18 protein-coding genes are annotated in these 24,497 nt (G+C 70.7%); 8 read left to right on the top strand and 10 right to left on the bottom strand.

The window, feature by feature from the left end:
* Positions 1 to 103: 103 nt before the first annotated feature.
* Together AC5L36_RS14545 and AC5L36_RS14540 are read right to left on the bottom strand one after the other, a co-directional pair.
* The gene (locus tag AC5L36_RS14545) at positions 104 to 7,558 is read right to left on the bottom strand and encodes a non-ribosomal peptide synthetase (protein ID WP_441219287.1); all 7,455 of its coding nucleotides are present in this window, start codon (positions 7,556 to 7,558) and stop codon (positions 104 to 106) included.
* A 2-nt stretch (positions 7,559 to 7,560) separates the two neighbouring features.
* On the bottom strand, positions 7,561 to 8,808 hold the full coding sequence (locus tag AC5L36_RS14540) for an MFS transporter (RefSeq protein ID WP_441218942.1): 1,248 nt from the start codon (positions 8,806 to 8,808) through the stop codon (positions 7,561 to 7,563).
* A 247-nt stretch (positions 8,809 to 9,055) separates the two neighbouring features.
* Here AC5L36_RS14540 and AC5L36_RS14535 point away from each other — a divergent pair, with 247 nt between their 5' ends.
* The 3 genes from AC5L36_RS14535 to AC5L36_RS14525 all read left to right on the top strand — a co-directional run bounded on the left by AC5L36_RS14535 (position 9,056) and on the right by AC5L36_RS14525 (position 11,237).
* Complete coding sequence (locus tag AC5L36_RS14535; RefSeq protein WP_441218940.1) at positions 9,056 to 10,507, top strand: RICIN domain-containing protein; 1,452 nt, start codon at positions 9,056 to 9,058, stop codon at positions 10,505 to 10,507.
* A gap of 115 nt (positions 10,508 to 10,622) precedes the next feature.
* Complete coding sequence (locus tag AC5L36_RS14530; RefSeq protein ID WP_441218938.1) at positions 10,623 to 10,934, top strand: hypothetical protein; 312 nt, start codon at positions 10,623 to 10,625, stop codon at positions 10,932 to 10,934.
* Positions 10,935 to 10,952: 18 nt separating this feature from the next.
* The gene (locus AC5L36_RS14525; RefSeq protein ID WP_441218937.1) at positions 10,953 to 11,237 is read left to right on the top strand and encodes a hypothetical protein; all 285 of its coding nucleotides are present in this window, start codon (positions 10,953 to 10,955) and stop codon (positions 11,235 to 11,237) included.
* 58 nt (positions 11,238 to 11,295) lie between these two features.
* On the opposite strand, the gene AC5L36_RS14520 is transcribed toward AC5L36_RS14525, so the two are convergent.
* The 4 genes from AC5L36_RS14520 to AC5L36_RS14505 all read right to left on the bottom strand — a co-directional run bounded on the left by AC5L36_RS14520 (position 11,296) and on the right by AC5L36_RS14505 (position 14,005).
* Positions 11,296 to 11,631: a hypothetical protein gene (locus AC5L36_RS14520; RefSeq protein WP_441218936.1), complete on the bottom strand. Its 336-nt coding sequence runs from the start codon at positions 11,629 to 11,631 to the stop codon at positions 11,296 to 11,298.
* Positions 11,632 to 11,647: 16 nt separating this feature from the next.
* A complete protein-coding gene (locus AC5L36_RS14515) occupies positions 11,648 to 11,932 on the bottom strand; it encodes a hypothetical protein (RefSeq protein WP_441218934.1) in 285 nt (94 codons plus the stop codon).
* A 45-nt stretch (positions 11,933 to 11,977) separates the two neighbouring features.
* On the bottom strand, positions 11,978 to 12,787 hold the full coding sequence (locus AC5L36_RS14510; RefSeq protein WP_441218932.1) for a hypothetical protein: 810 nt from the start codon (positions 12,785 to 12,787) through the stop codon (positions 11,978 to 11,980).
* 165 nt (positions 12,788 to 12,952) lie between these two features.
* On the bottom strand, positions 12,953 to 14,005 hold the full coding sequence (locus AC5L36_RS14505) for a hypothetical protein (protein ID WP_441218930.1): 1,053 nt from the start codon (positions 14,003 to 14,005) through the stop codon (positions 12,953 to 12,955).
* Positions 14,006 to 14,083: 78 nt separating this feature from the next.
* Between AC5L36_RS14505 and AC5L36_RS14500 the strand changes: the two genes are divergently transcribed.
* On the top strand, positions 14,084 to 14,893 hold the full coding sequence (locus tag AC5L36_RS14500) for an SAM-dependent methyltransferase (protein WP_441218928.1): 810 nt from the start codon (positions 14,084 to 14,086) through the stop codon (positions 14,891 to 14,893).
* Positions 14,894 to 14,939: 46 nt separating this feature from the next.
* Here AC5L36_RS14500 and AC5L36_RS14495 read toward each other — a convergent pair whose 3' ends face one another.
* Both AC5L36_RS14495 and AC5L36_RS14490 read right to left on the bottom strand, forming a co-directional pair.
* Positions 14,940 to 16,184: an MFS transporter gene (locus tag AC5L36_RS14495; protein ID WP_441218926.1), complete on the bottom strand. Its 1,245-nt coding sequence runs from the start codon at positions 16,182 to 16,184 to the stop codon at positions 14,940 to 14,942.
* Positions 16,181 to 17,542: an MBL fold metallo-hydrolase gene (locus AC5L36_RS14490; RefSeq protein ID WP_441218924.1), complete on the bottom strand. Its 1,362-nt coding sequence runs from the start codon at positions 17,540 to 17,542 to the stop codon at positions 16,181 to 16,183. The genes AC5L36_RS14495 and AC5L36_RS14490 overlap by 4 nt, the downstream gene beginning before the upstream one ends.
* A 37-nt stretch (positions 17,543 to 17,579) precedes the next feature.
* Here AC5L36_RS14490 and AC5L36_RS14485 point away from each other — a divergent pair, with 37 nt between their 5' ends.
* Genes AC5L36_RS14485 through AC5L36_RS14475 form a run of 3 tightly spaced genes read left to right on the top strand, consistent with a single transcriptional unit; the run spans position 17,580 to position 19,704 of the window.
* On the top strand, positions 17,580 to 18,251 hold the full coding sequence (locus tag AC5L36_RS14485) for an ArsR/SmtB family transcription factor (protein ID WP_441218922.1): 672 nt from the start codon (positions 17,580 to 17,582) through the stop codon (positions 18,249 to 18,251).
* A complete protein-coding gene (locus tag AC5L36_RS14480) occupies positions 18,248 to 18,892 on the top strand; it encodes a class I SAM-dependent methyltransferase (RefSeq protein WP_441218920.1) in 645 nt (214 codons plus the stop codon). Before AC5L36_RS14485 ends, AC5L36_RS14480 begins: the two co-directional genes overlap by 4 nt.
* Before the next feature lie 8 nt (positions 18,893 to 18,900).
* Positions 18,901 to 19,704: a phosphotransferase family protein gene (locus AC5L36_RS14475; protein ID WP_441218918.1), complete on the top strand. Its 804-nt coding sequence runs from the start codon at positions 18,901 to 18,903 to the stop codon at positions 19,702 to 19,704.
* A gap of 186 nt (positions 19,705 to 19,890) precedes the next feature.
* Here AC5L36_RS14475 and AC5L36_RS14470 read toward each other — a convergent pair whose 3' ends face one another.
* Both AC5L36_RS14470 and AC5L36_RS14465 read right to left on the bottom strand, forming a co-directional pair.
* Positions 19,891 to 22,734 (bottom strand): AAA family ATPase, encoded by a 2,844-nt coding sequence (locus AC5L36_RS14470; protein ID WP_441218916.1) that lies wholly within the window; start codon positions 22,732 to 22,734, stop codon positions 19,891 to 19,893.
* A gap of 127 nt (positions 22,735 to 22,861) precedes the next feature.
* Positions 22,862 to 23,116, bottom strand: a complete 255-nt coding sequence (locus tag AC5L36_RS14465; RefSeq protein WP_441218914.1) for a hypothetical protein — start codon at positions 23,114 to 23,116, stop codon at positions 22,862 to 22,864.
* Positions 23,117 to 23,232: 116 nt separating this feature from the next.
* On the opposite strand from AC5L36_RS14465, the gene AC5L36_RS14460 reads away from it, so the two are divergent.
* Positions 23,233 to 24,489 carry a PA0049 family protein gene (locus tag AC5L36_RS14460; protein WP_441218912.1) on the top strand — a complete coding sequence of 419 codons (1,257 nt, stop codon included), beginning with the start codon at positions 23,233 to 23,235 and terminating at the stop codon, positions 24,487 to 24,489.
* Positions 24,490 to 24,497: the final 8 nt, after the last annotated feature.

The raw sequence follows: 24,497 nt of genomic DNA, 5'->3' as shown, positions 1-24,497 counted from the left end.
GCTCCCCGAACGCCGGCGGAGGCCGACCCGTCCCGGCCGCCTGACGTCCGCCCGCGTCGCGGGAGCACCCCCAGCGCTGCTGTGGCTGACGCGGGCCTCGTTGCTAGGGCTGGCGGTCCCTGCGTGGTCGCATTGACCGGGCGGTGGTGCCGCTGTGGTCGAGGCTTTCGGCGAGCAGGGCGACGGTGGGCGCTTCGAACAGCGTCCTGATGCTCAGCGGGACGCCGAGCCGCGACCGCACGCGGGCCGCGATCCGGGTGGCGAGCAGCGAGTGGCCGCCGGACTCGAAGAAGTCGCTGTCGATGGAGATCGTGGGCAGGCCGAGTATCTCGGCGAAGACCTCGCACAGCAGCTCTTCTGTTGCCGTCCGGGGTTCGCGGCCGGCCCGCACCGCCTGATGTTCCGGCTCGGGCAGCGCGCGGCGGTCCACTTTGCCGTTGGGTGTCAGTGGGAGCTCGGCCAGCAGCATCATCGACGACGGGACCATGAAGTCCGGAAGGCGTCCGGCCACGTGCCGGCGTACGGACAGCAACAGGTCGCCGTCGCCGCTCGACCGGGCCGGGGAGTTGGCGTACCGGGCGAGGTCCAGGCTCGGCGGGTCCGTGCGGTAGAGGGCCGCCTGGGCGGTCGAAGCTTTGCTGAAAAGGATGTCGAGCGCACCGTCGTCGGCGTTCGCCGACCAGGTCGCCGCCATGTCGTGTCCGGTGCGGTCGGCCAGTCGCTGAAACTCTTCCAGCGCCGGGGCGTCCGGCCGGCCGCGCGACACCCGCAAGGCCTCGGCGATGTCGCCTCCACTGTCGACCACGCACATCGCGCGGTGGTCGGCGATTACCCTCCGGTTGGGCACGGACAGCAGCTGGAGGCCCCGCGTTTCGGTGCGCAGGCGTGCTTCGACGCTGTCCACAGTGTCCTGTGGACTCCACCGGATCTGGGGCACTGCCGGATCGCCGGCGGCCGACGTACGTATCACCACGTCGTACCGGTAGCGGCTCAGCTCGTTGTCGTAGCCGCCCGCCTTGACCCGGACCTCGCACGCCGCGACACCGTCGAGATGCTCTGGCAGGGCCGCGAAGAAGTCCGGATCGAGGAGCAGCTCGGTCTCCAGGCGCAGCGCGGCGTCGACCCCCGCCGTCACCTCGCGCGCGGTGCCGTGCCGTCGCAGCTCCACAGCCGTACGCATGCAGCGGAGCAGGCGGAGGTTGCGCACGTCGCCGACGAAGACCGCACCGCCCGGGCTAAGGCACGCCAGCGCTCCGCGTAGCACCTGAAGGAGGTAGTCGAGGCTCGGGAAGTACTGCACGACGGAGTTCAGGATGACGACGTCGAAGGAGCGCGGTGGAATGTCGTCGAGGACGTCCGCCGGCCGCACCCGGAGATCGACCCGGTCGACGAGGTCTTCGCCGAGCCCGGTGCGCAGCGTCTCGATCGCGGCCGGGGAGATGTCGGTGCCGGTGTACGACTCGCACAACGGCGCCACCGACGACAGGATCAGTCCCGTGCCGACGCCGATCTCCAGCACCCGCTTCGGGCGCAGCGCCAGGATCCGCTCCGCGGTCGAGTGATGCCATTCCCGCATCTCGGCCTCGGGTATGGGTTCTCCGGTGGCGGAGCTGGTCCAGATCGCGTATCCCGCGCCGGCGCCGGGCGATCGGTAGGCGGAGTCCCATTTGGACCGCCACTCCTCCAGCAGGGCCCGCTCCCCCTCGCTTCTGCGATGCTCGTCGTCGGCGACGAGGTAGGCCACCAGGCTGTCGTCTCGGGCGGTCACGACCGCCTGTCTCACCGCGGGGTGGGCGGTCAACGCCGCCTCGACCTCGGCCGGCTCGACCCGGTGGCCGCGGACCTTGACCTGGTGGTCGGTGCGGCCGACGAACTCGAGGGTGCCGTCGGGGAGCCAGCGGACCAGATCGCCGGTGCGGTAGACGCGTGCGCCCGGCACCGTGGAGAAAGGGTTCGGGACGAACCGCTCGGCGGTCAGCTCCGGACGGCCGAGGTAGCCCCGAGCCACACCGGCCCCGCCGATCCACAGCTCCCCCGGGGTGCCGATGGGCGCCAACTGTCCACGGACGTCCACAATGTACAGCTGAGTGTCGGCGATCGGGCGCCCGATGGGCATGACGGCACCCGTTCCCGCCGAGCCGACGACGTGGCAGGTGGAGATGACGGTGGTCTCGGTGGGCCCGTACCAGTGGATCAGCTGGCCGGGTGCGTGCGGCGTGGCCAGGATCCCGTCGACCACGGCACGCGGGACGGCCTCGCCGCCGTAGCACACCGTCTTCAAACCGGCGAGCAGGCGTGGCCGCGCCGACAGGTGGCTGTTGAGCAGCACGGCACCGATCCGCATGACGGTCACGCCGTACGCGTCGAAGGCCGCCCTCAGCCGGTCGGGGTCGACGAGTACCTCGGTGGGGATGACGACCATCGTGGCCCCGGCCGTCAACGCGCCCCAGCATTCGAAGACGGAAATGTCGAAGCTGAACGTGGCGGCCTGACCGACCACATCGGACGGAGTGACGTCCGCCAACCCGTGGATGTACCGCAGGAAGTTGACCACCGCGCGGTGTGGTGTGAGCACACCCTTCGGGACGCCGGTCGAACCCGAGGTGTAGATGACGTACGCCAGGTGGTCCGGGCCCGCACCGGGTGGCGGATCGGTCGCCGGGCACGTGTCGAGCGCCGCGGCGTCGGTGTCGAGCAGGACCATCTGGCCGGCATGGTCGGGCAGCCGGCCGGCGAGGTCGTCGCGGGTCACCACCAGCTCGGCCGCGCTGTCCCGGAGCATGAACGCCAGCCGCTCCGCCGGATAGCTCGGGTCCAGCGGCAGGTAGGCACCGCCGGCCTTCAACACACCCAGAAGCGCCACGACCATGTCGAGTCCTCTGTGGAGGTGTACGCCGACGGGTATGTCGGGCCCGACCCCGCGCGCGCGGAGGTGATGAGCCAGTCGGTTCGCCGCGGCGTTCAGCTGTGCGTACGTCAGCCGCTCCGTGCCGGACACGACGGCGACCGCGCCGGGCCGTACCCGTGCCTGCTCCTCGACGAGCTGGTGTAGACACTTGTCGTCCGCGTGCCCCGCCGCGGTCCCGCTCCACCGCTCCAGCTGAGACCGCTCGGCCGCCGGGACGACCTCGACCGCGGTGACCTGACGTCGCGGATCGGCGACCACGGCCGCGAGCAGCGTCCCGAACCGGGCGACGAGCCGGTCGATGGTGCCTTCGTCGAACAGGTCCGTAGAGTAGGTCAGATGTCCGGCGAGGTCGCCGCCGTCCCGCTCGGTGAGCACGACTGACAGGTCGAACTTCGCGGTGTGGCTGGGCACGTGGAACTGTTCGACGGCGAGACCCGGCAGTGTCCAGCCTTCGCCGGTAGCGGTGTGCATGCTGAAGAGGACCTGAAACAGCGGCTGCCGCGACAGGTCGCGTTCCGGCGCGAGGTGCTCCACCACCCGTTCGAAGGGAAGGTGTTGGTTGTCGAAGGCGTCGAGAGTCGCCGCCTTGACCCTTCGCAGGATCTCCGGAAACGCCGGGTCTCCGGCCAGATCGCAGCGGATGACGACGGTGTCGACGAACAGTCCGATCAGGTGTTGCACCTCGGGCCTGCTCCGGCCGGCGGATACGACACCGACCGCCACGTCGTCCTGCCGGCACCAGTGGGACAGCAGCAGTTGGAAGGCGGCCAGGACCACCATGAACAGCGACGCGTCCTGGCCGCGGGCGATGTCCCGCAACCCGGAGACGATGCCGTCCGGGACGGTGAACAGGTACGCGGCGCCACGCCCGGAGCGGGCGGCCGGGCGGGGACGGTCGGTGGGCAGGTCGAGCGGTCGCAGTCCGTCGAGCGCGGAGCGCCAGAAGCTCAGCTGCTTCGCCGAGACGACCGGCAGCCACTCGCGTTGCCACATCGTGAAGTCGCCGTACTGCACCGGCAACGCGGGCAGGTCGGCACTTCTGTCCTCCACCGCCGCGGCGTAGAGCTCCCGGAGCTCACGTGCGAGTACGCCGAGCGACCACGCGTCGGTGACGATGTGGTGCATGCATACCAGAACAAGGTGCTCGTCCTGAGCCAGGTGCACGACGCTCACCCGCAGCAGGTGTCCCGCCGCGAGGTCGAACGGCCGGTGTGCCTCCGCGCCGATCGCCTCGTCGGCCGCCCGTTCCCGGTTCGCGCCGCCGGCGACGGCGGTGAGGTCCACAATGGTCGCCGCGACCGGCCAGGGCTCCTCGACGACCTGCCGGGGCTCCAGCGCCGGACCGGCCACAAACCGCGTGCGGAGTACCTCGTGACGGCTGACGAGGGCGGAGAACGCGGACTCGAGCGCCGTGACTCGCAGGTCGCCGGTCACCCGGAGGCCGACGCAGACCACGTAGTCGGCGCTGTGCGGGGTCAGCTGGTCCAGAAACCACAGTCGTCGCTGGCCGAAGGAGAGCGGCAGGTCCTTGGCCGATCGCGCGGTCATCGCGGGCGCGGCTTCGCCGGTCCACGCTTCGACCTTGGCGGCGAGTCCGGCCACTGTGGGGGTGGCGAACACGTCCCGGACGGTCACCGCCGCGCCCAACTGCTTGGTGATACCTGCGACGGCCCGGATCGCGAGCAGGGAATGCCCGCCCAGGGCGAAGAAGTTGTCGTGGATCCCCACCTGTGCCAGCCCCAGGACCTGTGCCCAGATGCGCGCGACCGCCTCCTCCACGTCGGTGCGCGCGGCGGCGAACTCGGTACTCAGCTCGGGTCTGGAGCTGTCCGGTGCGGGCAGCGCGGCCCAGTCCACCTTCCCATTCGGGTTGAGCGGAAGAGCGTCCAGGAAGACGAACGCGTTGGGCACCATGTGCTCGGGGAGTGTCCGGGCGCACCAAGCACGGAGGTCGTGGACGGTCGCCGGCGCGGCGAGCACGCAGTACGCGGCGAGACGGTCGCCGTGTGCCACGACCGCGCAGGAGACGACGCTGTCGTGGCCGAGGAGGACCGTCTCGACCTCGCCGGGTTCGATGCGGACCCCACGGACCTTGACCTGCCGGTCAGCGCGACCGAGGTATTCGAGGTGACCGTCGGGCAGCCAGCGGACGAGGTCGCCCGTGCGGTACAAGCGTTCGCCCGGGTACTCGGGGAACGGGCTGGGGACGAACCGTTCCGCGGTCAGCTCCGGCCGGTCGAGGTAGCCACGGGCGACGCCGTCGCCGCCGATCCACAGCTCGCCGCTCACCCCGACCGGCACCGGGTTTCCCGCGCGGTCCACGACGAACGTCCGGGTGTTGGCGATGGGCCGCCCGATGGCGGTCGGGTGCGTCGGGCCGACCACGTGGTACGCGGAAAGCACCGTCGTCTCGGTCGGGCCGTAGCCGTTGACGACATAGCCGGCCACGTCGACGAGCCTTCGGGCCAGGTCGGCCGTCAACGCCTCCCCCGCGGTCACCGCCTTGAGGTTGTCGATCCGAAACGGCAGGGCCGCCACGAGCTGCCGCCACTGCGACGGCGTGGCGCAGACAAGGCTCACCTTGTGGTCGACGATCAGGTTGGCGAGATCGGTGGGCGAACGCACCGTGTCGTGGTCGGCGACGACGATCCGCGCGCCGACCGTCAGCGGCACGAAGATCTCGATTGTCGCGACGTCGAAGCTGAACGCGGTGGCGAAGAGGACCCGATCGGTCGGTGCGGCGCGGAGGATCTGTCGTGCCGCGGCGAGGAAGTTCGTGACGGCGCCGACCTCGACCACCACGCCCTTGGGTCTGCCGGTCGATCCGGAGGTGTAGATGACGAAGGCGGTGTCGCGCGGCGTGGTGACCCGGTGCGGGTCCGTGTCGGGACCGGCGGCGAACCCGTGCGGGTCGGCGTCGAGAAACACCGTCTGCCCGCCCGTGTTTCGTAGGCCGGTGCGCCGGTACGTGAGCAGGATGGGCGCCGCGCAGTCACGGAGCATGAAGGCGAGCCGGTCGGCCGGATGGTCGGGGTCGAGTGGGACGTAGCCACCGCCGGCCTTCAGCACCGCCAGCGCTGCCATGATCATGTCCGCGCCGCGGGGCAGGCCGACCGCGACGAGGACCTCCGGCCCGACTCCGTGTGCGCGTAGGTGGTGGGCCAGTTGGTTGGCTCGGGCGTCGAGCTGCCGGTAGGTCAGGGTCTGATCGCCGTCGACGAGCGCGACCGCGTCAGGTGTCGCCGCGACGTGTGCCGCGAAAAGGTCGGGGATGCCGCCGAGCGGCACATCGAGACCCGTGTCGTTCCATTCGACGAGGAGCCGGCCGCGTTCGTCCGCGGGAAGAAGCTCCAGCGCGCTCACCCGCCGCTCCGGGTCGGCGGCGATCCCGGACAGCAGGGTCGTGAGGTGGCCGGCCATCCGCGCGATGGTGGCCTGGTCGAACAGGTCGATGCTGTATTCGAGCTGGCAGTCCAGCCCGGTCGCGCTCGGCACCGCCAGCAGCGTCAGGTCGAACTTGGCCGTGCGGTCGGGAACGTGGAACCGCTCGATCGCGAGTCCCGGTATCTTCCAGCCCTCGTCGTCCATCGTGTCGCGGAGGACGAAGAAGACCTGGAACAGCGCATGGTGTGACAGCGCGCGGTCGGGCGCCAGGTCTTCGATCAGCCGCTCGAATGGAAGGTCCTGGTTGTCGTAGGCGTCCAGGGCCGTTTCCCTGACCCGCCGCAGCAGCTCCAGAAACGTCGGGTCGCCGGACAGGTCGGTGCGCATGACGAGCGTGTTGACGAAGAAGCCGACGAGGTCTTCCACCTCGGGCCGGTCACGCCCGGCGGTCGGCACTCCCACAGCGATGTCGTCCCGGCCGCTGTACCTGCTCAGGAACAGCTGAAACGCGGCCATCACCAGCATGAACATCGTGACGCGCGCACGCTGGGCGATGCCTCGCAGCTGTGCGGCGACACCGGCCGGCACCGCGAACCGCCAGGTCGCACCCTGTCCAGATCGGACGGCCGGGCGGGGACGGTCGGTGGGCAGGTCGATCGGTTCGAGGCCGCTCAGCTGTTCGCGCCAGTAGCCGCGCTGCCGCCGCTGGACCTCGTCGTCCGGCGAAGCGCGCTGCCACACCGCGAAGTCGGCGTACTGGACCGGCAGGCGCGGCAGGTCCGCGACCCGGTCCTGTGCGGCGGCGGTGTAGAGCTCGCTCAGGTCGCGCACGAGCGTCCGCAGCGACCACTCGTCGACGGCGATGTGGTGGACGCACAGCAGCAGGATGTGTTCACCGGGCGCGAGCCGGATCACCGTCACCCGCAGCAAGCGGCCGCTGGCAAGGTCGAAGGGTGTGTGCGCCTCGACGTCAACGAGCGCGCCGGCGGCCCGCTCGTCGAGGTCCGTCACGGTCACGGTCACCGGCCAGGGCGCGCCGACAACCTGTCTGGGCAGGCCGTCCTCGCCGGCGACGAACCGGGTGCGGAGCAGTTCGTGGCGCTCGACCAGGCCGGTGAACGCCGATTCCAGCGCCCCGATGTCCAGGCCGCCGCTCACCCGGAACCCGAACGGCACCACGTACTCGGCGCTGCCGGGTGTCAGCTGGTCCAGAAACCACAGGCGCTGCTGGGCGAAGGAGAGCGGAGCATGGTGGTGTCCGGGCACGGTCAAACCGCCTCTACTAGGGACTTGTGATCCTGCGGCCGGGTCCGCAGCCGCCGGACGCCGCGGGTCGACAACATGCCGCCGACGCCGGCGACGATGACGAGGCCACACATCGCCAGCGTCTCCCCGCGACCGATCCGGTCCGCGACCGGCCCGATCGCGAGTTGGCCGGCGGGGATGGCGACGTACGAGCCCAACAGGTCGTAGGAGTAAACCCGGCCGAGGACCTCGGCCGGGACCTCCTGTTGCAGCGACGTGGCCCAGGCGACGCTGAACTGCGCCACCCCGAGTCCACTGAGGAGCATGGCCGCCAGCATGAGCTGCACCGCCGGCCGCGCGGCGAGGGCCAGCGGCGGCAGCGCCATCGGCAGGACGCACACCACCCCGATCAGGAGCGGTCGTCGCGGCCGCAGCCACAGCGCGACAAGCCCACCGAGCACGAGGCCGACGGTGTACGCGGCGAGGACGAGACCCCACGCCGCGCGGCCGAACGTCTGGTCCGCCTGTGCGGGCCCCAGCACCCTTGTCGCACCGGAGTACGCCGCGTTGACGAAACAGAAGCAGACGACGGTCATCCAGATCCAGGACCGCCGGGCGAACTCCGACCACCCTTCGCGCAGGTCCACCAGGAGCGGTGTCGCCGCCCGGGTCGCGGTGCCCTCCCACCGGACGGACCGGAAGCACAAGGCCGCCAGGCCGAAGGTCGCGGCATCCACGGCCAATCCCCACCCCGGTCCGACAGCGGCCACGAGCAGGCCGCCCACGGAGGCACCGACGACCATCGCCGTGTTCGTGTTGATGCCGCTTATCGAGTTCGCCCGGCGCCGCAGCGCGGCCGGCACGGTCTGCGGTGCCAGGGCCAGAAAGGCGGGCCGGGCGAACGCGGCGAAGGCCCCGCCGCACGCGGACAGGAACGCGAGCACGGGTACCGAGGCGTCCCCGCCCAGCACCAGGATCGCCGCCACCGCCTGGCTCGCCATGCCGAGCAGTGCCGAGCCGGTGAGGACGAGGTCGCGCCGCAACCTGTCCGCCAGGAGCCCGCCGAGGAGCAGAAATGCCACGTTGGCCACCGAGGCCGCGCCCACGACCAGCCCGAGCGCGACCAGCGAGCCCGTGATATCCAGTACGGCGAACGCCAACGCGATGGGCGCGATCCCGTTGCCCAACAGGTTTACCGCCTGCCCGAGGGTGAGCCAACGGAAGCCGGGGTAGTGCAGCGGGCCGGATCCGGAGGCGGAACGCGGGCGCACCGCACGACCATGACCGACGGGTGGTACACGGTCAAGGCCAACCGCATTCACTTCGACTTCACTCTGGCCGCCGGGGCGAAGCCGGCGCAGGCCGGACCCATGTTCGACCTTGAATGTTCCTGAACGTGTCGGTTCGAATTGTGGCGTCCAGTTGTTGTTTGCGTTACCGATGTAATACATGAGACAAATAGCGTCGTCCGATGGTCAGGTATCAGGACCATCGCGGAGCACTCGGTGGTTGCAGCGGTTGTCGATCGCCTTGGTGACCGCGCTGGCGGCGCTGGGCAGCGTCGTCGTCATCTCGTCGCCGGCCACTGCCGCCACCCGCCAGTTCCGCGGCATGAACTGGGCGGTACTGGGAGACAACTTCAGCACCGGACCGCTCGTGCTGCATGGGCTGAGCTCGTCCGACAGCAATGCGACGGTGCAGGCCAAGGCCAATGCCCTATATGACGACATGACTATCATGGGCGTCAATACCGTCCGATTGCCGATCAACACCCACACGGTGGGGACGGCATGGTGGAACGCCTACCGCGGCGCCATCGACGCGGCCACCGCGCGCGGATTCAAGGTCATCTTAGCCTATTGGGAGGACGGCGCCGCCTCCGGCGGCAGGATCACGAACCTCGCCGCGTGGAACGCGATGTGGTCCAACGTGACCAACACGTACGGCTCGAACACCAACGTCTACTTCGAGCCGATGAACGAGCCGCACGGCTACAGCTCGACGGAGTGGCGCAACGTCGCGGCCAACTGGCTCAGCTACCACTACTCGGCCGTGCCCGGCCGGGTGCTCATCGGCGGCACCGGCTACAGCCAGGACCTGCGGGACGTCTGCAACGACAGTCGCTTCAACTCGACGCTGCTGTCCTTCCACCACTACGCCTTCTTCTACGGGGCGATGACGTACGACGCCTTCCGCAGCCACATCCAGACCCGCCTCGGAAACTGCGCCTCCCGCGCGGTCGCGACCGAGTTCGGCGCGCCGATGAACAACGGCCTCAACTACGCCGACCCGAACAGCACCGACAACTTCGTGCGCCACATCCGCGCCATGGCCCAGGTCATGCGGGACAACCAAATGGGCGGCACCTACTGGCCCGCCCTCGGCGGCAAGCCCGGCACCATCGGGTACGACTGGTACTCGATGTTCGCCCTCAGCGGCAGCGGCACCAACCTCAACCTGACCATCCGCAACACCTCCGGCGCCGACCGGATCCGGTATGCCTGGGGCGACACCATCGGCAGCGACCCCACGACACCTCCGCCACCGGCGGGAACCTTCTACCGGGTCGACGTGCGCCACAGCGGCAAGGCCATGGACGTCCAACAGCCGAACACCGACAACGGTGCGCGCGTCGGCCAGTACACGTACGGCGGCAGCGCGTGGCAGCAGTGGCAGTTCCAGGACGCCGGCAGCGGCTACTGGCGCATCATCAGCCGGCACAGCGGAAAGTGCCTCGATGTGGTGAGCGCTTCGACCGCCGACGGCGCCGAACTCGTCCAGTACACCTGCGGCACCGGCAACAACCAGCAGTTCCAGATGGTCGCCAACGGCAGCTACTTCCAGCTCCGGGCACGACACAGCGGCAAATGCGTGGACGTACCGGCCGCGTCGACCGCGGACGGCGCGATCCTCAAGCAGTATCCCTGCAACACCGGCACCAACCAGCAGTGGTCACGCACGGCCGTCTAACGGTCATGCGGCATGCCGAGGCGATGCCGTTTCGATGAATGTGGCCCGCGATGCTGTCCTGGACAGTATCGCGGGCCCGAGTCGTCTCCGGGCCATGAGTCAAGGTGGAGGCAGGATGAAGGTTTTCGCTCGGCTGCTGCTGGGCACCGCCCTCGTCGCGGCCGGTTTGACGGGCGGCGCCACCGCCGCACAGGCCGCGCCGGGCAATTGCACCATGCAGACATTCGGCGAACCGCCGAGGGGAGCCCGGGTCTCGTGCGCGTCCGGCACCGGGTTCGTGCGCATCGTCATCGACTGCGTATCCGGTCCAGCCATCGATCCGGTCCGCACGACGATCTTCGGTCCGTGGGTCGGCGTCGGTGGCGTTTCCAGCGCGGTCTGCCCGCCCGGCGCCCTCCTTGAGCGGAGCAGGTTCCAGCTGTTCTAACCTTCGAAAGGAGCGATCATGCGTAGCCGCTTGGCTCGTCTTTTGGCCGCCACGCTTCTGGCGGTACCACTAATGGGGTTGGCTTCGCCGGGCACGGCCAGCGCCGGCGCACCCGGCGCCGCGGCGTCGAAGAGCGCCCTCGCCGAGGGTTGGATCTACTGGTCCTGGTATCCCGACGCCACAAGCTGCATCCTTACCGGCGCGACGTTGGCCTACCCCGGATCACCGATCTACGCCGCCTACTACTGCGAAGAGGACTACAACCCGCTCAGGTACGAACTGTTCCTCTACAAGAGGTTCTGAGCGTAGCGGGTCCAAAAGGCCTGGGTTCGATCTGAACCCAGGCCTTTCTGGCTGGCCCTCAGGCGATGGCCTCTCCGTGGTAGTCGGTCAGAAACCGTCCGGGCGTACACGAGGCCGACGAGACTCCAGGGATGGTGACCCACGGCCCGTACGTCGTGTAGTCCGCACCGGACAGCAGCTCATGGCACTGGATGACCACCCGCACCTTCCAGCTCCTGGAGATGGGGCACCGCAGCTCCGCGCCTTCGGTGAAGGGACCTGTCTGGATCCGGTGGATCGAGCAGCCCGGCAGAGTCGCGGCCGGAGCGGCCGGTCGAGCGGCGGCCGGAGCGGCGGCGGCCAGGATGGCGCCCGCGGCGAGCACGCCGGCGACCGCCAGTCGTGAAGCCTTCATCTCACGCGACCTTTCTTCAGACCAGGACCCACAGATCCACGGAGTCGAAGACGTCGTTGACCTGGCAGCTGGCCATGCTCCACAGTCCCAGCCGCAGGCCCTGGTCGCCGACGTCGACGCACTGGTCCATGTCGTAGTAACGGGCCCAGAAGATCCAGCTCTGCGCCGCCTCGGCGGTGGCCGCGGCCGGCGCGGCGGCGTCGGCCGCCGCACTGGCCGGGGTGGCGACCGCGACACCGGCCGCTGTGATCGCGGCGGCCGCGGTGGCGGCGAGCAGGACGCGGGATAGGCGAGTACGCATCAAGACTTCCTCTCGTTCGATTTCCGTCCGATGTGGATGGCTGTGCTAAGAAGCCGCTTCCTGGATGCAGAAGTCGAGGACGACGCCGAGGCTGCCGCCGAGGGCGGCGATGCAGGCCAGGCAAGCCGTGCCGATCGTTCCCACGCAGACAGCTGTGCAGAGGGCCGCAATGGCGGCGATGATGAAGTTCGGCACTCCCTGCCGCGCCAGGCAGTCGTTGAGCCGCTGGATGAAAGTGGACTGGAGCGTGTGGGCGTCGGTGGTGGTCGGGGCCTTGGCCGCGGCGGCGACCGCGCCTGAGGCGTCCACCAGGACGTTCCTCTTCAGCACACCGTTGACCCACATCGCTGCCGTGGCCGACTCCGCGCCAAGCGTCTGGTAGACCTGCTCGGAGACGGCCGTCCGGTTGCCCTTGGCGTCGTACACCACGGTCAGCCCGCTGGGCCGCACGGCGGTGCCGCTGTACGGCAGGTAGACGGCGCGTGCGCCGGCCGTGTCCCGCCACACGACCATGTCGCCGCCGGCGATGCCGGCACCGGACGGGAGATGCACGGATATGCGTCCGTCTATCACGTCCTGCTTGACCCGCGCGACGAGCCGCGAGGCCGTGGGCGAGGTGTCCCGCTCGATCCGCGACTCCAGGCTCTTGCGCTTCGCCACGAGCGTCGTTACGTCGGCGGCGACCTGATCCGCCGATACGGCAAGCCGCTCGGTGAACGCCACTGTGGACGGTGCCGCCGACGAGCCAACGGCGTTCGCCGGCGCCTGCGTCGCGGTGAGCGCGAGCGCGGTCGTCAGCGCCACCGGCAGGATGAACAGCCTTCTCCTGTTCACCATGTCATCAGTCCTCCCCATCGTGGGTTGATACGGTCGAACTGATGCTGCTCCATGGCATTCACAAGAGTTGCATCAGTTCGTTCACCAGCACCGCACCGCGTTTCCCAAACGATGGCGTGATGCCGGCAGACGGCATGGCGGACGCCGGCGATCAGCCGGCGTCCGCCAGTGTTGCCCAATTGCCTATGCGCAGATGACGGACGCGTCGAGTGCCCATTCGACGCCGTTGACGTTCTGCACGGCGGTAACGGTGGCGTCCCGGGGGGCTTGCATCGTGGTCTGGTAGATGAAGACGTAGTTCAGGTCTTCGTCCACCACGAACTCCATGCTGAACCCGGCCGCGTGCGGCAACGTGGTGCCTGGGCACGTGGCGGTTTTGGTAACGAATGACGGCTGCTCCTGGATGATCGACGGTCCCGTTTTGACGATCTGCCGGCCGGGCACCGATGTGACGCACACCGGTGTCGCGGTCAGCTGGTAGCTGCCGTTGAAACTGCCGACGGTTTCACTGTTGGCGATCACGAACCCCGGGTTGTCCGCGTCGGTGGCGGTTAGGAAGATCTCCGGGGCCAGGGAGGTCTGGAAGCCCGAGAGGTGGCCGCCCATGCCGATGACCTGCTTGCCGGCGCGGCAGCTCGCGGTCGCGATGCATTTGTCTGGCTCGCCCCTGACCGACTCGCATGTCGTCGGGTTGGGCCTGTACTCCAGGCCGGGCAGCGAGGAGGCCGGCGCGCAGGTCGCCCGCGCGGCGAAGGACCAGGCCTCGGCCGTCCCGCCGGGCACCTCGCTGGCGTAGAAGACGACGCCGTCCGACTGCGGCTCGATCCCTTGGAGCTTGGCCGGCTTGCTGTCCAGGATGGTCAGCGCTCCCCCCAGCCCGCGCGTATCGCCCGGACAGAGCACCTTCAGGCTTCGGTTGGTCTCCGAGTTGGCCTCGCTGATCACGTCGATGTACTGGAGGCCGGCCACGGCCATGGCCTTGGTAGCCGGCAGCACCAGCATGCCGGCGGCGGCGACTACCACGGTGAGGCCGAGGCTGATGGCCGTCCGGAGCCAGTTACGGCGCGGTCGCCTACGGAGCTTTCGGTCGTCTTCTGTTGCGGTGGTACCGGATGGCATGGCTGGTCCTTCGCAGTCCGAGGATATGGGGGCGATACTGTTCGTCACATCATCGGCGGCGGGCTTCACGAAAAACGCATGCTTCACCGATGCAGGTCTGGTGAACGCCCGGTACACGGACGCACGCAATCCTCGGGGCTAGACTGATGCCCCGGCACGTAGCGGCTCCCCAAAGGCATACTGGAAAGGCTGATGATGGCTGACGACTCCGCCGTCAACGAGAAGATCCGGCCCCACGTGCCGCACACGGCACGGATCTGGAATTACTGGCTCGGCGGTAAGGACAACTACGCGGCCGACCGGGAGGTCGGTGACCGGGTTCGGGAGATCTTTCCCGTGGTGATCGAGCTGGCGCGGGCCGACCGGCTTTTCCTGGGGCGGGCCGTTCGCTACCTGGCCGGCGAGATGGGGATCCACCAGTTTCTCGACATCGGCACCGGACTGCCCACACAGGACAATACCCACGAGGTCGCGCAGCGGATCGCCCCCGAAGCGCGGATCGTCTACGTCGACAACGATCCGCTGGTGCTGGTGCACGCGCGCGCCCTGCTGACCAGCTCGCCACAGGGCGCCACCGACTACATCGACGCCGACCTGCACGACCCGGACACCATCTTGCGCCGGGCGGCCGTCACGCTGGACTTCTCTCAGCCGGTAGCCATCATGTTACTGGGCGTCATGCACTTCATCAGCGACGACGACGAGTTGCAGCAGATCATCGACCGGTTGCTGGCCGCCGTGCCGTCCGGCAGCCACATAGCCGTGGCAAACACCACCACCGCCGTCAACGGCGACGCCACCGCCGAGGCCGTCCGGGTGTGGAACATCGACGCCCAGCCAAAGCTGAAGCTGCGAACGCCCGAACGCATCGCCGAGTTCTTCACTGGCTTGGAGCTCGTCGAGCCGGGCTGGGTCTCCTGCTCACGGTGGCGCCCCGAGCCGCGCGACGACGGCAGCCTGCCCCTCGAAGTCGACCAATGGTGCGGCATCGTCCGCAAGCCCTGAGTACCCGCTGGTGGTGGCGTGCCGGTCGCGGGCATCAACCAACCGGTCAGCGGTCTTGGTGTTCCGTGATCCAGCGGGCGGCGAGGAGTCCCGAGGCGGCGGTGACGGCGGCCGCCGCGACCACGGTGGCCTCCAGGCCGAAGGCGTCGGCCAGGATGCCGGCGACGAGGGCACCGGCGGCGTAGCCGACGTCGCGCCAGAAGCGGTAGGTGCCGAGGGCGTTGGCACGCCACGCGGGGTGGGCGTGGTCGGAGACGGCGGCGATGAGGGCGGGGTAGACCATGGCGGTGCCGAGGCCGAGCGCGGCGGCGGACAGGACGCCGGCCAGCAGTGGCCGGTCGAGCAGCGCGAGGGCCAGGGCGAAGCCGGCGGCCTGCACGAGCATGCCGGTGACGATGAGGGGTTTACGGCCGAGCCGGTCGGCGAGGTGGCCGGTGGGGATCTGGCCGATTCCCCAGAGGATGGGGTAGAGCCCTTTGACCAGGCCGACCGCGGCCAGCCCGAGGCCGTGGTCGGTGAACAGCAGCGGAAACACGCCCCAGGTGAGGCCGTCGTTGAGATTGTTGACGAGCCCGGCCTGGCTGGCGCCGCGCAGCGACCGGTCGTGCCAGGAGGTGCGGGCGAACGTCGCGGCCAGCCCGTCGCTCTGTCCACCGGCGGGGTGGTGTGCGAGTTCGAGGGCGACGTGTGCGGCGGTGTCCCGGACGACAAGGGACAGGGCCAGGCCGGCGGCGGCGAAGACGACGCCGATGAGCTCCGGCGCGGGACGCAGGCCGTAGGTGGCCGCGAGGTAGCCGGTCAGCAGGGCGGTGGCGCCGACGGCGGTGTATCCGGCGGCCTCGTTGAGGCCGGTGGCCAGGCCGCGGCGAGCGGGTCCGACGAGGTCGATTTTCATGTTGACGGTCATCGACCAGGTCAGGCCCTGGTTGAGTCCGAGTAGGACGTTCGCGGCGACGATCCATCCCCAGGACGGCGCCCAGGCCAGGGCGAACGGGACGGGGAGGCCGACGAGCCAGCCGGCGACGAGCAGGTGCTTGCGGCGGAAGCGTGCGGTGAGTGCGCCAGCGGCGAGGTTGGCGATCGCTTTGGTGAGGCCGAACGCGATGATGAACGAGAACACGGCCAGGTCGCTGGTCAGGCCGAAGACGTCGGTGCCGATGAGGGGGACGGTGGTGCGTTCCAGGCCGACCAGCGCGCCGACGCAGACGTTGACGATGACGAGCAGCGTGAACTGCGGCCAGTTCGCGCGCAGGCCGAGACGGACCGGCCGCCGGACGGCGGCGTTGTTCACGAGTCCGTGATGGATAGGTCGTGGACGGCGGCGTAGTCGGCGGGTCCGCCGGCCAGGACGGTGAGGTCGGTGCGCCCGGCCCGTTCGAGCAGGCTGGCGGCGGTCATGGCGCGCTCGCCGTGTCCACAAGCGACGATCGCACCGGCGGGGGCGTCGGCGGCACGCTCGGCCACGTCGCCGAGTTCGATGTGGACGGCTGACTGGACGTGGCCGGCCGTGTACTCGGTCTGCTGCCGCACGTCCAGGTACGGACCGTTTCCAGCCTTGTCGGCGGGGAGGAAGCGGGTGGTGCGCTGCGGGCCGCCGCCGGCGAGCCAGGCGGGCATGCCGCCGGCCAGGTGCCCGGCGAGGCGCTCGTAACCGATCTTGTACGCCTGCCAGACGACGTCGTCCAGGTCCTGGTCCGGGTGGGCGACGAAGGCGATCGGCGCGGTGTCGGGCAGCAGCCAGCCCAACCAGGTGGCGAACGTGTCGCGCAGGGGGATCGAGATCGCGTCGGGGATGTGCCCGCCGGCGAAGTGGGCGGCGGGACGGACGTCGACGACGTACCCACCCGCGCGCGGGAGCGCCCTGATGTCGGCGGGAGTGAGGGCGGGCAGCGGCGGCGTACCCGCGACCACCGCCGGGCCGCGGCGGTTGACCTCGGCGAGACGGTCGAAGTAGTCCGGATAGGAGCCGAGCCCGGCCAGCAGGTGTCGCACGAAGGCGTCTTCGTCCGGCGCGGCCAGCAGCGGATTGCTCCCCCGCTCGGCGCCGATGGTGCTCGTGCGGTCGGCCCCGCTCGGCGCGGAGCAGAACGAGCCGGCCCCGTGGGTCGGCCACACCGCCACCTCGTCGGGCAGGGTGGCCAGCCGTTTGAGCGAGTGGTACTGCGCGCGGGCGAGCTCGTCGGTGCGCTCCGGGCCGAGCAGGTCGGTGCGGGCCGCCGAGCCGACGATCAGCGACCCGCCGGTGAACACGCCCAGCACCCGGCCGCCATCCAGGAGCAGGAAGGACAGATGCTCGTCGGTGTGACCGGGGGTCAGAAGGGCGCGGAGCGTCAGCCCGCCCAGGTCGACCTCGTCGCCGTCCGCGAGGCCCGTGTGCGGGAACCCGCGCCGGCCGGAGGCGGACGCCAGCACGGTCGCGCCGGTGTCGTGCCCGAGCTGGACGGCGCCGGACAGGAAGTCGGCGTGCAGGTGGGTGTCGGCGGCGAACGCGACGCGCACGCCCCTGCGCCGGGCGGCGGCGTGCAGGGTGCGCAGGTCGCGGCTGGCGTCGATCGCCAAGGCGCGGTTGTCGCCGAGGTCAACGAGGTAGGCGCTGTTGCCCAGCCCTTCGTCGACGAGCGGTACCAGGTGGTCGTCAGCGAAGCCCATAAGCCACTACAATACTCCATGGATCTATGGAGGATTTGTGGCGGAGAGTTCGCGGAAGACCGCGCTGTACGAGGCGTTCGCCGCCAGCGGCAAGGCGCTGGCCAGCGGAAAGCGTCTTGAGCTGCTCGATCTGCTGGCCCAGGGCGAGCGTCCGGTCGAGGCGCTGGCGGCCGCGGCCGGCCTCAACCTCACGACCGCCTCGGCGCATCTGCAAGTGCTCAAACAGGCCGGGTTCGTCACCACCCGCCGAGACGGGGTGCGGATCTTCTACCGGCTGGCCGGTGACGACGTGGCGCGGCTGTTCGCCCTGCTGCGCAAGGTCGCCGAGACCCACCAGGCGGCCGTGCCCGCCGCCCGGGACGCCTACCTCGGCGGCCGCGACCAGGCCGAGGTCACCCGCGAGCAGCTGCGGGCCCGGATCGCCGCGGGAGACGTGGTGGTGCTCGACGTGCGGCCGGTGCCGGAGTTCCTGGCCGGCCACATTCCCGGAGCGATCTCGATCCCGGTCGGTGAGCTGGCCGAGCGGATCACCGAGCTGCCCGAGGACGCGCAGGTCGTGGTCTACTGCCGCGGCGAGTACTGCGTGCTCGCCCACGAGGCGGTGCGGCTGCTGACCGGCCGCGGTCACCGGGCCGTCCGGTTGCGCGACGGCATGCTCGAGTGGCGCCTCGCCGACCTGCCGGTCGAGGCGGGGCAACCCACCACATGACCCGGCTGGAGGACATCGTGACCACCGCGAACGAACAAACCGTCAAGGTCCTGCGCACGTGGGAGAAGAACGCGCCCAGCTACGACAGGCAGATCGCGTTCTTCGAGAGGGTGTGGTTCGGCGGCGGCCGGCAGTGGCTCGCCACCCGGGCGCAAGGCCGCGTCCTCGAGGTCGCGATCGGCACCGGGCTCAACCTGCCGCACTATCCACCGGACACGCCGCTGACCGGCATCGAGCTCAGCCCCGCGATGCTCGCCATCGCCCAGCGCCGCGCTGCCGACCTCGGCCGCGCCGCCGACCTGCGCACCGGCGACGCCGAGGCGCTGCCGTTCGCCGACGGCAGCTTCGACACGGTGGTCTGCGCCCTGTCGCTGTGCACCATCCCCCGCCCCGCCGCGGCGATCGCCGAGATGAGGCGGGTACTGGTGCCCGGCGGACGGCTGCTGCTGCTCGACCACGTCGGCAGCAGCTGGCCGCCGATCCGGGCCGCCCAATGGCTGCTGGAAAGGATCACCATCCGCGCCGCGGGCGAACACTTCACCCGCCGCCAACTGCCGCTGGTGACGGCCGCCGGCTTCGAGATCGTCGAGACCGAGCGGCTCAAGGCCGGCACCGTCGAACGCGTCCACGCCCGCAAGTGAGGTGTCCCGTGCTCGGAAGCAGACTGGGCGAGGGTCGCGAAGCCGAGGTGTACGCGCACGGCAACGACGCGGTCGTCAAGCTCTACCGCCCCGGATACCACGGCCACCGGGCGGAGGCGTCGGCACTGTCGCGTTTGGACGGTCACGGCCTCGCCCCCGCGCTGATGGACGTCGTGGACCACGACGGCCGTACCGGCCTGGTGCTGGAACGCGTCCCGGGGCCGGACATGCTGACCCTGCTGCGACGGCAGCCGTGGCGCGTCGCACGGCTGGCCCGGGCGCTGGCCACGGCACACCTGGCCATCCACGGCCGCCCGGCGCCGACGGACCTGCCTGACCTGCGCCAGACGCTCGCCGCCCGGATCGACGACGCGCCCATGCCCGCCGACCTGCGCGGCTTCGCGCGGCGGGTCCTCGATGGACTGCCGGCCGGCGAGCGGCTCTGCCACGGCGACTTCCACCCCGGCAACGTACTCGTCGCCGCCGAACGGGTCGCGGTCATCGACTGGCCGAACGCGACCCGCGGCGCACCCGCCGCCGACCACGCCCGCACCCTCCTGCTGCTGCGGCGGGCCAACCCGCTGCCCGGCACACCACTGGCCTCGCGCGCGCTCATCGCGGCCGGACGCGCGATCTGCGCACGGGCGTACCGCCGCGCCTACGACGCCTGCGCTCCGACCCCACCCCAGCACGTCGACTCGTGGCTGACCGTGCACGCGGCGGCGCGACTCGGCGAGGGCATCGACGCCGAGACCGCCACGCTGATCCGGATCCTCGAACGCGGCCGACGCCGCTCATCTCGCCACTCATAGGCACACAGCGTGTTCGACTCGTCGACAACCCACAACGCTTCGGCATCCCGCGGCGGCGAGCCTGGACACGGCACCGGAACTCCGGCCACCTGCGATGACGGCGGTTTCGAGGATCGGTACGGCATCGCGAGCATCCTCGCAGCGGCCTACGCGCTGCGGCGACCCCAGTCCCCGTTCGGAAGGACGCTAGGTCTCTCGGCGGGACATGCTGATCGCCAACTCCACGCGCGAGCTGAGGTTGAGTTTGGCGAGGATGCTCGACACGTGCGTCTGCACGGTCCGGCGGGACAGAAACATCTGGGCCGCGATGTCCGGGTTGGACCGACCCTCCGCCACCATGAGGGCGACCCTGTTTTCGGTGTCGGTCAACGCCTCCCAGCCGTGCTTCGGGCGCTTGCGCGGGCCGTACCGTCCGCGCCGGATGCCGGCGCGGCGCAGGCGGGCCTCGGCGCGGGCGGTATCCCAGCTCGCTTCGAGCGCGGCGTAGAGCTCTACGGCCTTTCCGAGCGCCTCCCTCGCCTCGGTTTCCCGGCCGTCGCGGGCGAGGGCGGCGGCGGCGTTCTCGTACCCCTGCCCCTCGTAGAGCGGCCACCGAGCCTCGTGGAAGGTTTCGGCGGCGCGCAACAACCCGTCGGCGTCCTCGTCGGCCAGCGCACGGCACAGCAGCGCGGTGGCGTCGAGGCTGCGCGTCGGTTGCTTGGCCGCGAGCGCCTCACATGTGTCGGCGACGTCCCTGGCACGCTTGCGGTCGCCGGCGGCCGCGGCGAGCCGGGCCAGGTCGGGGCAGAGGCGGTAGACGATCCGCCGCTGGTCCAGCCCCCACGCCCGCTCCCAGACCGGATAGAGCAGCTCCAGCGCCCGGTTGCGCTGGCCCCGGGACTCTGCGAAAAGCGCCTGCGCCCAGCGGGTGAGGTAGCCGTACTTGCGCCCACCCACGCCCGCTTCCGGCTCGGGAAGCGCGTGCGGCGCGTGGTCGTACGCGCCGCGCCGGATGGCGATGAGTGCGGCCAGCGCGCGCAGCCCCCGGGCCTGGTCGAGCGGGTCGGGGACGTCCAGGCCCGCCTCGATCTCGGCAAGCGCGTCGTCCCAGCGGCCGTCCAGGAAACGCAGCCGGGCCCGCGAGGCGTAGGCGAGCGTCAGGTACACGCCGCCGGTCGCCTGGTTGTGGCGCACGGCGGTGGCCAGCGCCTCGTCCGCCTCGGCGAAGCGATCCAGCTCCAGTAGGCACAGGCCGCGCATCGCGTACGGGTCGGCCTGGAGGTCAGGTTGGATCCCGCTGCCGAGCGCCGCCAAGGCCTGCTCGCTCCGCGCGAGAGCGCCCTCCATGTCGCCTTCGCCGAACCGCAGCGCGGCCAGCCCCAGGTGACCGAGGCAGGTCGCTTGCGCGTCGCGGTCGGCCGCGCCCTCCTCCACCGCTAGCCGGGCGGGCAGCTCGGCGGCGTCGAACCGCTCCAGATAGAACAGGCAGAACGCCGCGATGCCGTGGAAGCGCCCCGCCTGTCCGGGCGAGAGCTCCGGCAGCCGCAGCGCCTCCTCGGCCACCACGACCGCCTCGTCCAGCCGTCCCTGCCGATAGCATGCTTGCAGCAGCAGCCAGCACAGTGCCGGGTCGCTGTCGGTGAGCATGGCGGCCCGCGCCGCCCTCTCCGCCTCCTCCGGCGCACCGTCCCACAGCAGGGCGCGAACCAGATGCAGGCGTAGCGCACCCGCCGCCGGTGCGTCACTGTCCACAGTGGCGAGAGCCTTTTCGAGCAGGGGCACGGCGAGCCGTGGCGCCCGTACGATCAACGCGTCCGCCTGACTGACCAGCCACTCAACGGTGACCGGAGCGAGCGCCGCCCCGGCGAGCAGGTGTTCGGCGACGCGTTCTACCGGGGCGCCAGACGCGGCCAACACCTGCCCGGCCCGCAGCCGGAGCGCGATGCGCACGGCCGCCGGCAGGTGCTCGGCCAGGGCTTCGCGGATCAGGTCGTGCCGGAACACGAACTGCCGGCCGTTGTCGACCAGCAGGCCGGCCTCCATGGCCTGGACCAGCGCCTCGGACACGGTCACCAGTGGGCCGTCCAGCACCGCGGCCAGCTCGGCGACGTCGATCGTCGGGCCCAGCACGGCGGCCATCTCCAGGGTGTCCCGGGCGGTGCGGGGCAGGAAGTCCAGCCGCCGTAGGACGCTCTCCACCAGCGTGGCGGGCAGCGCGGCACGCTCCTGGTCCGGCACGTCGGCCACGCCACGGTCGACCGTGATCGCGGCGGCGCGGTCCAGGGCGTCGACCAGCTCCGTGACGTACATCGGGTTGCCGCCCGCGCGGGCCACCAGCGTGGTCAGGGCGGGGCCGAGCTGGATGGCTCGCTCCGGCCCCGATCCGGGCCCAGGGCCGGCCGGCACCGCCAAGATCTGGCGGACCAGCGTGGCGACGGCGGCCTCGGGGAGCCGGTCGAGCCGGAGCACGTCGGCGCCCCGCGACTGTAGGCCGCGGACGAGCCCGGCGACCGGATCGGGGCGCGGCGCCGACCTCAACGCGACGATCATGAGTAGGGCCTGCTGGCCGATGCCCTGGCCCAGGCGGTGCAGCACCATGACGCTCGACGGGTCGGCCCAGTGTGCGTCGTCGACGATCAGCGCGACCGGTCCGGCGGCGCACCAGTAGTCGATCAGCTCCAGGATCGCCTCGGTGGCCGCGAACTCGTGGTTGGCCGCCGCCACGCTCTGCCCGAGGGCGTCCTCGCCACGCAGCAGCCCGGCGACACGGACGGCGATCTTGTCCCGTCCGTCCGGTTTGGCGCCGGTGCGCAGACCAAGGCAGGTGCCGATGGCGGCGAACGGGAGTCGCTGCTCCAGGTCTTCGGCGGCGCCGCGCAGCAGCCGCATCCCGAGGCGGGCGCACTCGGCACCGATGGCGTCGAGCAGCGTGGACTTGCCGATCCCGGGCTCGCCCTCGATCAGCACCGCCCGGCCCTGGCCCGCAGCGGCCCGCCGGGCCAGGGTGGACACCTGCTCGATCTCGCCTTGCCTGCCCACGAAGGGCGACATGGAGTGAGCGTATCGCCGCGTTGTCTCGTTTCGGCGCCCAAATTGGGCGCGGCGGGATGGCCCCGGACGGTGGTGGGAAGTGTGAGGTCCACCGTCCGGGGCCGCGCCGGTTGGGGGGAACCGGCGGCTATCTCGCGGTGAGAGGCGTGTTCACGATCGCGAGCACGTTGTCGATGGTGGTGTTGGCTCGCGTGGCGACCTGCTCGATCGGGACTCCGCCCGCAAGGGCCTGCCTGATCGCCGAGCGCCAGGTGACGTCGGCGCGGGCCAGCACCTCTGCGGCCTGGTCCAGCACGTAGAGTGCCCGCTCGGATGTTCCGTACATGGCCCAAGCCTCGTCCCGCAAGGCGGCGGGAACATCCGCCAGCATGCGGACGTCCACCGCAACCACACAGATCGATGTGATTCGCCACTTACTCATGCGCCGCGGCGGGCACGCCCCTACGCTGTTTCGCGGGTTCGGGAGAAATCCGCGCGGGTTTTTGGGGAGGAACTGCGATGAGGGTGACCCGACTGAAGACGGCCGCGTGCGCCGCGCTGGTGGCGGTGACCGGCGTGCTTGTCCTGCCGGCGGAGCCGGCGGCGGCCGCGTGTACCACTGGCACCGCACCGCTCACGGTGGAAGAACAGCGCTTGGAGAGTCAGCCCGTGCCTGGGCAGATCCTGGCCAGCAGCGGCTTCGACGCGCGGGTGACCGCGTTCGCGGCCGCGCTGTGCGCGACGACCGGCTACACGCAGGCCACGCAGGTCGTCACCACGCACGCCGGGCAGTTGTGGGAGGCGGCCGTCGACCGGGCCCAGGCCGGCTCCCCCGGCGGCCAGCTCGCCGCGGACGACGACCGGCCCCTGTACTGGGCCAGGCTGGGCATGACCCGCGCCCTGCGCCGGTGGGTGCCCACGTACTCGCTGTCGGCCGCCCGGCGCGCGGCGCTGGAACGGACACTGGAGCGTGCGTCGCGGGGCATCACCAGCAGCACGTTCGACGGCAGCGCCGGACGCCGGCTGCTCGTCACCGGCTTCGACCCGTTCCTGCTGGACGACGAGATCCGCCGGGGCAACCCGTCCGGGGCCGCCGCGCTGACCCTCGACGGCCAGGTGCTCACCGTGAACGGCGTGCGGATCCAGGTGCAGACGGTCGTGTTCCCGGTCCGCTACGCCGACTTCGACCGCGGCATCGTCGAGGAGGCCATCCGGCCGCACGTCGCCGCGGGTGGGCAACGGGCCGACGCGATCACCACCGTCAGCCAGGGGCGTGGCCAGTTCGACCTCGAGGTGTTCAACGGGCGCCGCCGTTCGGTCGACAGCATCGGCGACAACAACAACGTGCAGGGCGGTGGCTCGTTCAACGCACCGGTGGTCTTCCCCGGGGTCGGCTCCGGACCGGAGTTCCTGCGCACGTCGCTGCCGCTGGCCGCGATGCAGTCGGTCGGCGCGAACCCGTTCCCGATCAACATCAACCCGTCGGTGTGGGAGATCCCGGCCGGCGGCACCGGTCCGGAGTTCCGGCCGGACGGGCCGACCCCCGGTTCGATCGCGGTGGAGGGCAGCGGCGGCGGCTACCTGTCGAACGAGGTGGCGTACCGCAACACGCTGCTGCTGGCCGGCACCACGGGCGCGCCGGTCGGCGGGCACGTCCACACGCCGACACTCGGCTCGCCGGCCGACCCCGCCGCCATCACGGATCCCGCGTTCGAGCAGCAGCGGTCGGCGATCGTGGGTCAGGTCCGGGCCATCGTGGCCAGAGCCGTCATGTAGCGAGCCGG

The sequence above is a fragment of the Phytohabitans sp. LZ39 genome (assembly GCF_059359075.1).
Note: the sequence above shows the minus strand (reverse complement) of the source record. Positions and strands in the feature narration are given on the sequence as shown.

Excerpts from the sequence above, each read along its gene's own strand:
- AC5L36_RS14530 (WP_441218938.1), top strand. The coding sequence starts at position 10,623 with ATGAAGGTTTTCGCTCGGCTGCTGCTGGGCACCGCCCTCGTCGCGGCC.
- AC5L36_RS14525 (WP_441218937.1), top strand. The coding sequence starts at position 10,953 with ATGCGTAGCCGCTTGGCTCGTCTTTTGGCCGCCACGCTTCTGGCGGTA.
- AC5L36_RS14520 (WP_441218936.1), bottom strand. The coding sequence starts at position 11,631 with ATGAAGGCTTCACGACTGGCGGTCGCCGGCGTGCTCGCCGCGGGCGCC.
- AC5L36_RS14515 (WP_441218934.1), bottom strand. The coding sequence starts at position 11,932 with ATGCGTACTCGCCTATCCCGCGTCCTGCTCGCCGCCACCGCGGCCGCC.
- AC5L36_RS14510 (WP_441218932.1), bottom strand. The coding sequence starts at position 12,787 with ATGGGGAGGACTGATGACATGGTGAACAGGAGAAGGCTGTTCATCCTG.
- AC5L36_RS14500 (WP_441218928.1), top strand. The coding sequence starts at position 14,084 with ATGGCTGACGACTCCGCCGTCAACGAGAAGATCCGGCCCCACGTGCCG.
- AC5L36_RS14490 (WP_441218924.1), bottom strand. The coding sequence starts at position 17,542 with ATGGGCTTCGCTGACGACCACCTGGTACCGCTCGTCGACGAAGGGCTG.
- AC5L36_RS14480 (WP_441218920.1), top strand. The coding sequence starts at position 18,248 with ATGACCCGGCTGGAGGACATCGTGACCACCGCGAACGAACAAACCGTC.
- AC5L36_RS14470 (WP_441218916.1), bottom strand. The coding sequence starts at position 22,734 with ATGTCGCCCTTCGTGGGCAGGCAAGGCGAGATCGAGCAGGTGTCCACC.
- AC5L36_RS14460 (WP_441218912.1), top strand. The coding sequence starts at position 23,233 with ATGAGGGTGACCCGACTGAAGACGGCCGCGTGCGCCGCGCTGGTGGCG.